We start from the raw sequence: 12,263 nt of genomic DNA, 5'->3' as shown, positions 1-12,263 counted from the left end.
TTACGCTGCCTCCGGATATTTGCCAAACGCCGCCAGAGCCGGGTCGCTCCAATGCACCCCATGCTCCGCACCGTAGGCGTGGATCATTTCGAGAAGGTCTGAAAACTCGGTCTTGCGCATGCGGCTGGTGCTTGTGCCAAGGACAACCACACCGCCATCAAGCCCCAGGGCCATGCGGTTCTCACGCGCCAAGGCGGCGGTAAAGACCTGCTTCCAGTCCTCTTTGCTGGCCTTCTGTGGTCTGCCGTTGATGACCAGCTCGCACTGGTCGGCGATGTCTTGCAGGCAGGCCCACAGCTTGGCGTTCTGTGGCAGCGTTCGCTTACGTTCACGCAGTACCAGCTCCCATTTGTCAGCGATCCCTGTCAGCTCGCAGGCCACCCGGAACGCCTGAGCCAGTACCTCGCGCACGTTGCGCCGTCCGAAGTAGAAAATGCGCTCCTGGCTCATGCCGTGCCCCCGATAATCGCGGCCATGATGCAGCAGGCCCGGTAGGCGCGTTCGTGGTCTTTTGTGAACCGGCGACCGGGTAACACCCAGCCCTGGTTCTTATCGTCGTAACAGACCGTTGCGCCCTTCACGATGATGTTTTTCTGGCGGGGCTTTCTGATGAATGTGTTCATGCTGCCTCCAAATGCTTTTTTGCGGCCTTGTCGCACCGCTCTTGCCAATCTTTAAGGCCTTCCCACCCCCACTGGTGACCACCGGTGCAGATGGAGTGAATCGGGCACCCTGCGCAGCCCTTGCCGTGCTCGTATCGGCTATCACACAGCTGGTAGCGCGGCGCTTTCGGTTCGCGAGGAATGAAGTTGGCTTTCTCTGCGGGGAACATGGGGATCTGACTCATGCAGCACCTCCCAGCGTCATCAGGACCGGAGTGGGTACAGGCATGGCGTCCCGAATACAGCCATCCAGTGCAGCCCTTTCCTTGTCATCAATCAGGCCATGTGCAAACGCATCGCTGACAATCAACTCAAGGCGGCCGGCATTCTTTCTGGCTGGCGAATCAGGATTCCCCCTCTGCTCCCACAGCAAAACGAGAGACCGGGGCAGCGAGAACAGAAGATTCTCAACATGAGAAACGTCCTGGTGAGGCTCCGAAGAAATCGGCACCACAGGCGCAGAGAAGTTGAAAAGGCTTTGCTGAATCATGCCGCCCTCCCCGCTTTCCGTGTCATGGCCGCCCGCTGGTTACCGGTGAGCCGGTAGTTTTTGTTCAGCACGCCGGTTTCCGGACAGATCACCCGGCGCCACGCAGTGATGTGCTTCAGGTCTTCCAATTCGCGCAGGCGGCGGCACAGGGTCTGCACCATCAGGCCGGTGTCGCGGTGGATCTCGTTACGGGTCGCGCCGTGCGGGCAGGAATACAGGTACTGCCGGATGCGTTCGCGTTGGGTTGCTGCGTTGTGTTTCATGCCTTGCCCCTCCAGCTTTGCCAGTTGAACTGCACGACCCGGCAACACTCCCGGATCCGGTCAGAGGAACGCTCACCAAGCACCTTCTTGATGCCTTCGGCGTCCAGATTTGAAATCAGGATTACGGGTCGCATTTGCTCGTTACGCCCGTTGATGACGTTGAACAGAATTTGCTGCTCGTTTTCGGTGTTGGCCTGCACGCCCACTTCGTCAATCACCAGCAAGTCCGGATCAGTCAGCTCGCGCATAACCCTGCGCTCGGTTTTCTTGGAATCGGGGCGCCAGGTCTCCCGAACCATGGAAATCAGCTCGGCAGTGCGGACGTACAGCGCGGTGTGGCCGGACTCCAGAAAGCGGCGAGCAACGCCACAGGCAAGGTGCGTCTTGCCGGTACCCACGGAGCCAATCAGCAGCATGTTCTGACCCTCTGCCAGTGTGCGCTTGATGTTCCCGGCGTAGGTCTGGCACACCTCCAGCGCCTGCTTCTGGCCCGGCCCTTCGACCTGATACGTTTCCAGAGAGCGGTGCTGGTAGCGCGGCGGGATAGCTGCCCGGCCAAGGTCGGTGGCCATGCGGCGATCCTGGATGCACTGCGGGCAGTCCGGGGAAATCACCTGGCCGTCCATGGTTTCCTGACGCTTCCACTTGCCGTGGTGCTCGCAGGTCATCATCACCGGCTGATTGCGAATGTCGCCCGGCTCCGGCAGATCACGGAGGCTGAACGGGATCAGGTTTTCTGCTTTACGCGAGTCGACCATCAGCGGTCACTCCCTTGCTGTAATCGGTTTCAGTGAAGGATTTCTCGTCGCCAAAACTGGCCGGACGCCAATCCCAAGACGCCTTGAATGCTGCCCAGGAGCGCTTGCAGCAAAGCTCGATACCCATGGATACGCCAAGACCCGCTTTCCTGAATTCATTGACCAGGTCTTCCATGGCTTTTGGCGTGAGGGTTAACCGCTTGTCCTTGCGGATTTGCAGGAACTGCACGGCCAGCTCTTCCGGGATTCCGAAATCGTTAATCAGGTCGGTTTTGGTGATTTTCGATTTGGGCTTGGGCGGCTTGCCCGCCCCCTCGTCTCCGGCAGGAGGCGGGTCTTCCGATTTCGGGCTTCCGCAATCAGGATTCAGGAAAGAGGATTCAGGATTCAGGAAGAGGGAATCAGCAGGATCAGTTCCGTTTTGATCTGGATTCGCTCGGGATTTATCGCGATTTATCGTGAGTGTAGAAATATCAATGAGTTGGCGGCGCTCTTCGCTGTACTCAGGAACAGCAGCACCTTTATCCCTCTCATTCTTGTGCGGGTTCTGGTGAAGGGTGAAATTCGGAATATTGAGCAGAACTTTCTCGCCGTCCGAGTAGAACCGTATGAATCCAGATTTATCCAGATTTATCGCGAGTTGTTCCACGTCGCATTCATCGTAGGGCAACAACTTCACCTTGATACGGTGAGAGCGCCACTCAAGATTCCCGTTGTAATCGGCCAGGGTCCACAGCCCGATGAACAGCAGCCGGCCCAGCGGATCGTTCTGCAGGGCCAAGTTGTCGTTATCGAAGAAGGACGGCTTTATATTGCGGGCACGAGCCATGACTACGCAGCCTCCCGCTCACGAAGCAGAGCATCGACGTTGCAGTGGTGGGCTTTGAATTCCACTACCCAGACCCAGGGGTTGGCATCCCAGTTGCTGTAGATGGAATCCCATAGCTCACAGAACTCCTGTACTGCATCATGCGACCAAGCACCACAAGGCAGGCGCTCAGGAACGGCTATACCTTCATGAATGGCATCCAGCTCAGAAATTCCCTGCAACCGCTCTACGCGCACATCGGTGATTTCCAGGGTCAGGCGGGATGCCCAACGGGGCATGTGGATTGAGGGCCGAGGCCGTGTCCAGTCTCCGTAAAACGGATTTCCGTCAGCCCAGTAATGAATCCCGCAATCTTTCGGCCAAACACTGGGGGCTAATGCCGGAAAGTCTTCTGTTGCCTCCATGCAGTGTGGCCCACTGAATGCTTCCCTGACATACAGCAGGTCTCCAGGCTGGCCGTAGGGGCAAATGAGTGGACCTTCTGGCCACATATCACCGTTTTTTTTATTCGCGAAGCGGAACATGCCTGACTTTCGAACGGCTTCAAACGGACCAGCCCCAACGCGCAATGCATCGGACATATTCGCAGGCGGCTGGTCTCTCAGTGCGCGCCGCGTCTGCGTCTTCTGCCCTGCCAGAATCGCCTTCACCATGTCCGTGTTGAAAAGTATCGGTCTTGCTTTCATAATCACCTCGTTGCTTCAGATGAAAGCCCCGGTATGCCTCCTACAGCGCCGGGGCTTTTTGCTTTCTATCCGGCCTGCTTTTCCAGCATGGCCACCTTCGCTTTTAGCTCTGCCAATTCCTGCTCAGGGCTCACTTCCTTCCGCTGGCAGTACAACTGGCGGGCTTTGCGCATACCCAGGTACTGGCTGATGGCGTTGTTGCCGGCCAGATCCTCGATGTCGGCAATCATGTCCATATCCAGATGGCGGACACGGCTGCCGGTTTTCGCGTGATGGTCGGAATTCAGGAGGGTGTTCAGGGTGCCCACTGACATGCCCAGCAGGTCTGCCCAGTTGCGCTGGGAGCGCTTCACACGAGCCTGCCGCAAGCACAAGCGCAGGGCCTGAGCCCAATGGGAGCAACCAGCCACTGCCACCGGGTCAACGTCCCGCAATTCCGCATCGACGGCGCCCAGAAGGGGCATTGTTCGCTGGTGTTCGCTCATGTTCGCTCTCCTGAAAATTCGTAAATAAAAAGCGCCGGGGTTATGCGGCGTTTTTTGCCTTTTCCTTAAGGGCTTCCAGCAGATCAGAGGCTGAAAATTCAGCGCCCTGCTCGCCTGCCAATGAGGCAATGGCTTTTGCGTGCGACGACTCGCCGGTGTAATCAGTCCGGGGCAGCTGGCCACGGGCAAGCCACTTGTCAACGGCCTGACGGCTTACGCTGCAGGCTTTAGCTGTAGGGATGGGTCCGCCAGCCAGGGCCACAGCCTCAGCAAGAGGGTCATCAGAAATGAATTTAGAAATGGCCATGACGGCTCCAGAACATCAACTTTTAGTTGATATTAAACAGCAACCGACTGTTGATCAACCCCTATGCGACAATCAACGCATGGTTGACTCAGATACTCAGGCTATCCGTGAGGCGTTTTCTGCCCGGCTAGTCGAGCAAATGGACAAAGCTGGATGGCAGGCAAGAGGCCGTGCGCCTCGGCTTAAGCGTGAAATAGAGGCTGCCGGCGGCAAGATAAGCGTTCAGGGCGTACATAAGTGGCTGGACGGCACGGGCATGCCGGATCGTCTGAACATGCAATTACTATGTGGGATATTTAATATCCAGCCGAACTATATGCTGTACGGGGTATTTGCTGTCGGCGATGAGATTGGCACCTATTCGAATGCCACGGAGCCAGGCGGAATCCCCATTATTAGCTACATTCAAGCAGGGGAATTTTGCGACGCTGAAGATCCGTTTGAGCCTGGCGATGCTGATGACTGGCTTCCTTTTCGGCCTCCCTCGGCTGGCCCAAATACATATGCTTTGCGGGTAGAGGGCGAAAGCAACGACCCCCGGATATGTGACGGCGAAATAGTGATTATTGATCCGGACCGGAGTCCTGACCCGGGCAAGTACGTTGTTGCCAAGCGGCACAGCGACCTTAAGGTTACACTCAAGCAGCTGTCTTTTTCTGAGGGTGAATACTTCCTGAAGCCAGGAAACCCCAAATGGCCGGACCCGATAATCAGGATTGATGGCGACTGGTCCATATGCGGCGTCGTCATCGGGAAATACGACCCAATGTAGCGCCCTCATCCGCAGGACGGGCGAGGAGAAAATAACTACCCTGGAGGGACAGCAGGGAAATGGACAGAAACAATAATATTGTCACTCCATTCAAGATTTCTTATCAGGGGAAGCAGACAGATCATCACTTCATGGATGCAGCAATGTTCGGCGAGTCTATAGCCGCCGCAGCACGCATTTATACTGCTACTGCGCATTTTTGCGTCTTTGGTGAAGTGCCGAAGGGGAATTACAAGAAAGAATTTCTCTGCTTCACTGCCGCTCCCAAACAGGGGTCCCTGGAAGCGATAATGTGTATCGCCCCAGCTCTGGCCGATGGAAATTTGTTTGTCGCTTCATACAAAGAAGCAATGTCCACCCTGTTCTGGATGGTGATAGACTCCCTCAAGGAAATATGGACACGAGACTCTAAGGAGGATGTTGTGAAGGAGCTTGCGGAGGCGATCACCAAGCTGGCTGAAAATAGCTCAGACACACAGCAGATCCTGGCAAATGGCCTTGTAAAGTCCAATGACAACTTGGCTTCGCTGCACGAGACGCTGATAAGGATGCTCCCGGAACTGGCGGATAATAACCGCAATCACGGGCGCACCATGGTGGCCCCTATAGGCAGGGCCTGTTCGCAGCTCGTTCAGAATGCAGACAGCAAGGCGCCAACGGTGATTGCCGAACCTGAAGCCAAGGCTATCAAGTCTACGGACGACCTTATTGTCGAAAATTCTCAAGAAATGCGGTGCCTTTCGATCAGCAGTCTGAACAGAAATACAGGCCGGTGCGAGATTACCGTCGAGCAGTATGAGGGGCTACTGAAAGGGAAAATCACCGACCCAACGCTGGATCAGCCCGGCAACGTCTATACCCACTCATTTGACCAGCAGACGCCTTTCCGAATCACGGCCAAGCCTGTACTGAAAGCCGGCGAGATTCACACCCTGTACATCTCTGACGCGCGCGCTGAATAAAACCGCACTACGCTAGCGCCACCAAGCCCGCCAAGCGCGGGTTTTTTTTGTGCCCGCAATCCTGTTCTGCGCGCCAACACCTTCTTTCTTGCCCACAGAATTCCATGGTCATTTTGCGCCAAGTTGACCTTTTCCTGAAAACATCAACATCTGGTTGTTGACTTAATGTCAACTTTTGGTTGATACTGGTTCCACGCTAAACGAACAGCCCGGAGCCAGACATGGAAGCACGCAACTTCAACAGCGATTGGGATTATCAGGACGCACTGCATGGCGCGGACATTCTCGAAAGCGCAGCCGGTGAAGAATTCCAGCGCGAAGAGGAAGAGGCGCTGCAAACCACTGGCGCTGGCCACCTGATTGAGCCTGAAGACCTGTGGAAGGCGCTGTGCTGGAAGCCGGAATTCCGCGCCATCCGGGATCAAGTTATCAGCGAAATGATGGACGCAGAGAAATTCCGGGCCGCTGCCCGCGAGTACCTGGAAGCCGAAGCCAAAGAACGGATGGAGCCGTAACCCATGAGTATCGCCCGACTGATCGAAATTCAAACCCAGCAAGCCATGACCGACGCCAAGGTCATCATGCACGAAGGCGTGACCATGGATACCTGCGAGAGCGTCCGCAAAGAGTGGCACGGGCGCTACCTGCAGGCCGAGGCCGAGCATGGCCCGCAAAGCCTGCAATGCATGCTCATCAACCGGGCCGATGCGCTGATTAACGCAGCCATTGCAGCAAGGGTTGGCGGTCAGTGGCCAGCGCCTTGCCCTTTGCTGATCTACCCGCAAGCACCCCGGAGGGTCGCATGAACCGCTACTGGAAAATCATTCTCGGCGGCGCCCTGTCATTTGCTTTGCTCGCCATCTACTGCATGGCTGGGGAAATGGACTACCAGGACGCGAAGCTGGAAGAGAAGTCATCAGCCATAGAGTACTGCTGGCGAGTAAAGGCCGGAGTGCATCGGGACTGGGACAAAGACATTAACTGCGCCGAGCCGGTGCAAGTGGCAGGAGTTGGACATGAGTGAGGTGAACAGCGGCGGGCCAGCATTCCCGGTGCCCAATGATGCAAATGTAAACGATCAGGAAGGTATGACCCTGCGCGACTACTTCGCGGCTAAGGCTATGCAAGGGGCTATCGCTAACCCGCACTCCCCTGCACCTGATTGGGAGCGCGTCGCAGAACACGCCTACGCCATGGCAGACGCAATGCTGGCCGCAAGAGATACCGATACGACAGAGCGCTGATCTGTTGTTTTGCGGGGTCCGCCCCGCCTTTTTTCAAGGAGCAGAGCATGAACGCGATTGCACCCATACAGCAGTTCCAGCAGGAGATACAGGCTCAACATAAAGAGCTGAAATCCATCCTGCCTGATCACCTTCCGGTGGAACGATTCATCAAGACGGCAATGATTGCCATCCAGAGCAACCCAGATCTGCTTAATGCGGACCGCCAGAGCCTTTTTACCAGCCTTCAGCGCTGCGCAGGCGATGGCCTTGTGCCGGACAACAGGGAGGCCGCACTGGTTCAGTTTAATACCAATGTCGGCACCCGGGATAACCCGAATTGGGTCCAGAAAATCCAGTACATGCCAATGGTGGATGGTGTTCTCAAGCGCGCGCGCCAGTCTGGCGAAGTCTCCGTAATAACGGCCCGTGCCGTTCACCAGAACGATCAGTTTGATTACTGGGTGGACGAGGATGGCGAGCATCTGAAGCACCGCCCTAATTTTGCCGGTGACCGCGGGCCCATGATCTTGGTTTACGCCATGGCCAGGATGAAGACCGGGGACGTAATCGTTGAGCCAATGACCATGGCAGACGTTGAGAAAGTGCGCTCCGCCAGCAAGACCGGCGCTTACGGCCCCTGGAAAGATTGGTTTGAGCGCATGGCCCTGAAGTCCGCCCTTCATCGCCTGGCCCGCCGGCTGCCGAACAGCAGTGAAATCATGGAAATGCTGGGCAATGACAACTGGATGTACGAGTTCAACAACCGGAAGGAGCGCGACATTACACCGCGTGAAGCCGACCAGCCACAGGCCCTGCCCCATTACCCGGCAGAGGACTTTGCGGCCAATTTTCCAAAGTGGGCCCAGCTTATCCAAGCGGGCAAAAAGTCCGGCAAGCAGATTATCGACATGGTGGCCAGTAAGGCGCCGCTGACCGAAGAACAGGCGCAGCAGGTGCTGGCCGTGGAGCAAGGGGAATAATCATGCAGATTCAAAACGTCACCCAGGGCAGCCCGGAATGGAAAGCCCTGCGCACCAATCACAACACCGCCAGCGAAGCGCCGGCGATGATGGGCAAGAGCAAGTACCAGACCCGCACCGCGTTGATGGAGCAGAAAGCCACCGGCATGGCCGAGGAAGTCACCCCGGCCCAGCAGGCCATCTTTGACCGTGGCCACGCCGCTGAAGCTGCTGCGCGGCCTATTGCCGAGGAAATCATCGGGGAAGAGCTGTTTCCGGCCACTGCGCTGGATGATGACGGCGTTCTGCTGGCCAGCTTCGACGGCGTGACCATGCTGGAAGACGTGATCTGGGAGCACAAGCTGATCAATGACACGCTGCGCTCGGCAACCGTGGATACCCTGGACGAGCATTACAAAATCCAGATGGATCAGCAGTTGCTGGTGAGCGGTGCCGAAAAATGCCTGTTCATGGCCAGCGACGGCACCACCGATGACTGCAATCACTTCTGGTACACCACTACGCCCGAGCGTCTGGCCGCCATCAAGGCAGGCTGGGAGCAGTTCCGGGCCGACCTGGCCGATTACCAGCCGCGCAAGCAGGAGCGGCCAGCTACCGCCACGGTGACCGAAGACCTGCCGGCTGTATCTGTTCAGGTGTCCGGCGAGCTTTTCATCGTGGACAACTTCGACCGCTTTGAAGAATCGCTGAAGTTGTTCCTGGATGAGGTGCTGGTGAAAGACCCGCAGACGGATGATGACTTTGCCACCCTGCAGGGTCAGGTCAAGCAGCTAAAGAAGGCAGAAGAGGCGCTGGACGCTGCTGAGACTCAACTGCTATCCCAGGTTGAAACCGTGGACAAAGCCAAGCGTCGCAAGGACATGCTGCAGGAGCTGACCCGAAAGAACAGGCTGATGGCCGAGAAGCTGGTGGAGAGCCAGAAGCGGGCCATCAAGCTGAAGATTGCGCAGGACGGCAAACAGGCCGTCGAAGACCACGGCGCCAAGGTTCAGGCCACGCTGGACGGCTACACCCTCCCCCGCGTCCCCACGGACTTTAACGAAGCCATGAAGGGCAAGCGCACCATCGCCACCCTGCGCGATGCCGCCGACAACGAAGTGGCCCGGGCGAAGATCGCCATCAATGAATATGCCGACGCGATCCGGGTCAACGCCAAGATCATTTCCGAGGCTGGTTACGAATTCCTGTTCGCCGACCGGCAGCAGCTTGCGCTGAAAGACAGCGAACTGGTGAAGCTGGAAGTCGAGAGCCGCATTGCACGCCACAAGCAGGAAGAAGAGCGCCGCCTGGAGGCTGAACGCCAGCGCATCGCTGCCGAGGAAAAGGCCAAGGCAGAGCGCGAAGCGCAGCAGAAGGCTGATGCTCAGGCGCAAGCCCAGCGTGAAGCTGAGGCCGAATCAATGGCCTGCAAGCTCGCCGAAAAAACCGATCCTGAACCAGTAGCCGAACAGGTGAAAAGCGAGCCGCGCGCCGAATACAAGGCCGAAGAAAAGCCTTTCCGCCCCAACGACCAGGACATTCTCCGCGCCATCGCCGCCGAGTTTCAGGTGGACGTGCATACCGCCGCCGCCTGGGTGCTGGAAATGAATCAGCAGGAATTGCAGCGAGTGGCGTAGGCCACCGCATCCATTCAGACAACGGAGAGAGCATGAACATTCTGACATTCACCACCCGATTCGGGCAGGACGCAGAAACGAAGTACACGCAAGCTGGCAAGCCAATCACTACAGTGCGCTGCCCGGTGGATTCTGGCTGGGGCGACAACAAGCACACCAGCTGGCTGACCGTGGTGCTGTTCGGTGAGCGCGGCGAAAAGCTGTGCCCTCACATGCGCAAAGGCGGCAAGGCCACGATCTCCGGGGAGCTGCGCGTGCGTGAGTTTGAGCGCAATGACGGCAGCAAGGGCACCAGCGTTGAGGTCATCATGCGCGAGATTGAGCTGCAGGGTGATGCGCCGAGTAGCGACCAGCAGCCACAGCAGAACCGGGCACAGGCTCAGGGTGGCGGCCAGCCACCGGCAGACGATTTTGAGACCGACTCAGACATCCCCTTTTAGGTGAAGCCATGACCCTCCACCCCTCAACAGTCCAGCAGCTCCTTACCCACCGCATACAGGGATTGGGAGCGCAGGACAGGACACAGCAGAGAGCCCAGCGCCTGGTGCTGGTGAAGATCCGCAAGGGGAAGAGCGTGCGGCTGGCATTGCGAGAGACAACGGCCTTTGTGGCCAGGGAGACGGATCGGTAGTGACCATCCAGCGCTACTCAGCCACGCAGATATGCGTCATGCGCGATAACGGCAGCGGCATCATGCGCACCATCGTTGATGACACCGAGAGTGGTTGGCGCAGCCTGGAAAGATGGATTGAGCGATACAAGAACCGGAAGCAGGGAGATGGATATGAGTGATTTGAGAGAGGCGTTTGAGGGTTGGTGCGAGAATGAAGGCTACACAATAAAGCGCGGATTTGGTAGGGATGACAACTACGAATTTGTAGAAACGCGCAGAATGTGGCAAGCATGGCAAGCCGCCCTTAGCGCCAATGGTGGGGAGGCGGAGCCGGTGGGCTACCTGAGCCACGTAACCCTAAACACCCTTGCGGATGGCAAGCCGGTAAAGCTGTACCCAGTAGCTTCTGATTGGGTCTGTAAGCCAGTCTACACCCACCCCGCCCCGCCATCTGTTGCGGTGCCGGAGGGTGTTAATTTCGATCTTATTTCAGCCATTCTGGAAGATTACGCCAACCTGCAAACATGCGGCGTAATTCCGTGCGCAAATCGCTACTCAGCTTCGGATGCAAATGAGCAGGCCGAACTTCTGGACATGCTCACCGCCGCCCCACAGCCCGAGCATATTGCCGACGCTGGGAAGGTGGTGTATCAGTGCCCGCGTTGCAGCACGTCAATGGAAGTAGACCTAGCCGCTAAACCCACCCCCACTGCCGATGGCGGGGAGGTGGAGCCGGTGAAAGAGCAGGCGGTGATGAAATACACCAGCTCAGCAACTGAGTGCCATGTTGAGTGGGAAACGCTTCCATACGGAACTCACTTTCTCTACACCCACCCCGCCCAGCCGCGCAATGAAGTGCAGGCCGAGGCGCTGGAAGGCTTTATTGACGAAATCACAAAACAGATTGGCTATCTGGAGAACAAAAGCGAACAAGCAAGAACGCTAAGGAAAGTAAACTCATGGCTGATCAAGTGCGCTGCCCGACTTCGCCAGCCATCTATCGACCCTCAGGACGCCGCCGACCGCCTCCGCAGCAATGGGGGTGACGACAGTGAGTGACTGTAAAAGCTACCTATACCACTGGGCAGTCATGATGGGGGATGGGATTAGCCATGAATACCGTGACGGCACAGCTAGTTGGGGCTGCCCTATCAACACCCCTGATGAATATGCCGCCCTGAAGAAAAAACTACAGGAAGAACTCGGCGCGACGAACAAACGATTCAATGTCCTCAGCCTTTCTTTTCTGCACTCCCGCCCCACCACCGGAGACGATAAAGATGAGTGAGTACCAGAAGCAGTGCCCTATTGATGGTGGCACCTGTGGCCAAGGCGGCACCTGCTACGTCTGTGAAAACGAGGCTCTTGGCTCAGAACTCACCGCAGCCAAGGCCCGCATTGCGGAGCTGGAGAAGGCGCTGGAGCCGTTTGCGCGGGAGTACTACGACTTATCTAACTTATCGCCAAGCGAAGAAAAGTGCTTTGGTGCTCAAGACCTACGCCGCGCCGCCGCCCTACTCAACAAGGAGTAACCCATGCGCCTGATAAAGCTCGTGGCCGCCATAACCGCCCTGCTCTGTTTCTGGGGCTTTGTTCTGGGATGGACTGCCGGCC

23 protein-coding genes are annotated in these 12,263 nt (G+C 57.2%); 13 read left to right on the top strand and 10 right to left on the bottom strand.

What is annotated here, in order from left to right; all coding sequences use genetic code 11:
• The 10 genes from GQF00_RS13075 to GQF00_RS13030 all read right to left on the bottom strand — a co-directional run bounded on the left by GQF00_RS13075 (position 1) and on the right by GQF00_RS13030 (position 4,480).
• On the bottom strand, positions 1–450 hold the full coding sequence (locus tag GQF00_RS13075; protein ID WP_202560496.1) for a recombination protein NinB: 450 nt from the start codon (positions 448–450) through the stop codon (positions 1–3).
• A complete protein-coding gene (locus GQF00_RS13070) occupies positions 447–623 on the bottom strand; it encodes a hypothetical protein (RefSeq protein WP_161319592.1) in 177 nt (58 codons plus the stop codon). The genes GQF00_RS13075 and GQF00_RS13070 overlap by 4 nt, the downstream gene beginning before the upstream one ends.
• Positions 620–847 carry a hypothetical protein gene (locus GQF00_RS13065; RefSeq protein WP_161319591.1) on the bottom strand — a complete coding sequence of 76 codons (228 nt, stop codon included), beginning with the start codon at positions 845–847 and terminating at the stop codon, positions 620–622. The genes GQF00_RS13070 and GQF00_RS13065 overlap by 4 nt, the downstream gene beginning before the upstream one ends.
• Positions 844–1,152, bottom strand: coding sequence for a hypothetical protein (locus GQF00_RS13060; protein WP_161319590.1), 309 nt, complete (start codon positions 1,150–1,152; stop codon positions 844–846). The genes GQF00_RS13065 and GQF00_RS13060 overlap by 4 nt, the downstream gene beginning before the upstream one ends.
• The gene (locus tag GQF00_RS13055) at positions 1,149–1,415 is read right to left on the bottom strand and encodes a hypothetical protein (RefSeq protein ID WP_161319589.1); all 267 of its coding nucleotides are present in this window, start codon (positions 1,413–1,415) and stop codon (positions 1,149–1,151) included. The genes GQF00_RS13060 and GQF00_RS13055 overlap by 4 nt, the downstream gene beginning before the upstream one ends.
• On the bottom strand, positions 1,412–2,173 hold the full coding sequence (locus tag GQF00_RS13050) for an ATP-binding protein (protein WP_161319588.1): 762 nt from the start codon (positions 2,171–2,173) through the stop codon (positions 1,412–1,414). Before GQF00_RS13050 ends, GQF00_RS13055 begins: the two co-directional genes overlap by 4 nt.
• Positions 2,157–3,002: a hypothetical protein gene (locus tag GQF00_RS13045; RefSeq protein WP_161319587.1), complete on the bottom strand. Its 846-nt coding sequence runs from the start codon at positions 3,000–3,002 to the stop codon at positions 2,157–2,159. The genes GQF00_RS13050 and GQF00_RS13045 overlap by 17 nt, the downstream gene beginning before the upstream one ends.
• Before the next feature lie 2 nt (positions 3,003–3,004).
• Positions 3,005–3,280, bottom strand: a complete 276-nt coding sequence (locus GQF00_RS16625) for a hypothetical protein (RefSeq protein ID WP_202560495.1) — start codon at positions 3,278–3,280, stop codon at positions 3,005–3,007.
• Between the two features lie 473 nt (positions 3,281–3,753).
• Positions 3,754–4,173, bottom strand: coding sequence for a hypothetical protein (locus GQF00_RS13035; protein WP_161319586.1), 420 nt, complete (start codon positions 4,171–4,173; stop codon positions 3,754–3,756).
• 40 nt (positions 4,174–4,213) lie between these two features.
• Complete coding sequence (locus GQF00_RS13030; protein ID WP_161319585.1) at positions 4,214–4,480, bottom strand: helix-turn-helix domain-containing protein; 267 nt, start codon at positions 4,478–4,480, stop codon at positions 4,214–4,216.
• On the opposite strand from GQF00_RS13030, the gene GQF00_RS13025 reads away from it, so the two are divergent.
• The 13 genes from GQF00_RS13025 (at position 4,479) to GQF00_RS12970 (ending at position 12,181) form a co-directional block, all read left to right on the top strand.
• Complete coding sequence (locus GQF00_RS13025) at positions 4,479–5,252, top strand: LexA family transcriptional regulator (protein WP_237440515.1); 774 nt, start codon at positions 4,479–4,481, stop codon at positions 5,250–5,252. The genes GQF00_RS13030 and GQF00_RS13025 overlap by 2 nt on opposite strands.
• 59 nt (positions 5,253–5,311) lie before the next feature.
• Positions 5,312–6,214 (top strand): hypothetical protein, encoded by a 903-nt coding sequence (locus GQF00_RS13020; protein WP_161319583.1) that lies wholly within the window; start codon positions 5,312–5,314, stop codon positions 6,212–6,214.
• A gap of 221 nt (positions 6,215–6,435) precedes the next feature.
• A complete protein-coding gene (locus GQF00_RS13015) occupies positions 6,436–6,729 on the top strand; it encodes a hypothetical protein (RefSeq protein WP_161319582.1) in 294 nt (97 codons plus the stop codon).
• Between the two features lie 3 nt (positions 6,730–6,732).
• Positions 6,733–7,020: a hypothetical protein gene (locus GQF00_RS13010; protein ID WP_161319581.1), complete on the top strand. Its 288-nt coding sequence runs from the start codon at positions 6,733–6,735 to the stop codon at positions 7,018–7,020.
• Positions 7,017–7,238, top strand: coding sequence for a hypothetical protein (locus tag GQF00_RS13005; protein WP_161319580.1), 222 nt, complete (start codon positions 7,017–7,019; stop codon positions 7,236–7,238). Before GQF00_RS13010 ends, GQF00_RS13005 begins: the two co-directional genes overlap by 4 nt.
• Positions 7,231–7,458: a hypothetical protein gene (locus GQF00_RS13000; RefSeq protein ID WP_161319579.1), complete on the top strand. Its 228-nt coding sequence runs from the start codon at positions 7,231–7,233 to the stop codon at positions 7,456–7,458. Before GQF00_RS13005 ends, GQF00_RS13000 begins: the two co-directional genes overlap by 8 nt.
• 47 nt (positions 7,459–7,505) lie before the next feature.
• Entirely contained in the window at positions 7,506–8,420 is a 915-nt protein-coding gene (locus tag GQF00_RS12995; protein ID WP_161319578.1) for a recombinase RecT, read from the top strand.
• A gap of 2 nt (positions 8,421–8,422) precedes the next feature.
• Complete coding sequence (locus tag GQF00_RS12990) at positions 8,423–10,036, top strand: YqaJ viral recombinase family protein (RefSeq protein WP_161319577.1); 1,614 nt, start codon at positions 8,423–8,425, stop codon at positions 10,034–10,036.
• A 32-nt stretch (positions 10,037–10,068) separates the two neighbouring features.
• Positions 10,069–10,476, top strand: coding sequence for a single-stranded DNA-binding protein (locus tag GQF00_RS12985; protein ID WP_161319576.1), 408 nt, complete (start codon positions 10,069–10,071; stop codon positions 10,474–10,476).
• Positions 10,477–10,705: 229 nt separating this feature from the next.
• Positions 10,706–10,828, top strand: coding sequence for a hypothetical protein (locus GQF00_RS16750; RefSeq protein WP_255461758.1), 123 nt, complete (start codon positions 10,706–10,708; stop codon positions 10,826–10,828).
• On the top strand, positions 10,821–11,708 hold the full coding sequence (locus GQF00_RS12980) for a hypothetical protein (protein ID WP_161319575.1): 888 nt from the start codon (positions 10,821–10,823) through the stop codon (positions 11,706–11,708). The genes GQF00_RS16750 and GQF00_RS12980 overlap by 8 nt, the downstream gene beginning before the upstream one ends.
• Positions 11,701–11,937, top strand: coding sequence for a hypothetical protein (locus GQF00_RS12975; protein ID WP_161319574.1), 237 nt, complete (start codon positions 11,701–11,703; stop codon positions 11,935–11,937). The genes GQF00_RS12980 and GQF00_RS12975 overlap by 8 nt, the downstream gene beginning before the upstream one ends.
• Positions 11,930–12,181, top strand: coding sequence for a hypothetical protein (locus GQF00_RS12970; protein ID WP_161319573.1), 252 nt, complete (start codon positions 11,930–11,932; stop codon positions 12,179–12,181). Before GQF00_RS12975 ends, GQF00_RS12970 begins: the two co-directional genes overlap by 8 nt.
• Positions 12,182–12,263 lie beyond the last annotated feature (82 nt).

Origin of the sequence: Alcanivorax sp. DP30 (genome assembly GCF_009882945.1) — a bacterium.
GTDB lineage: Bacteria > Pseudomonadota > Gammaproteobacteria > Pseudomonadales > Alcanivoracaceae > Alcanivorax.
Note: the sequence above shows the minus strand (reverse complement) of the source record. Positions and strands in the feature narration are given on the sequence as shown.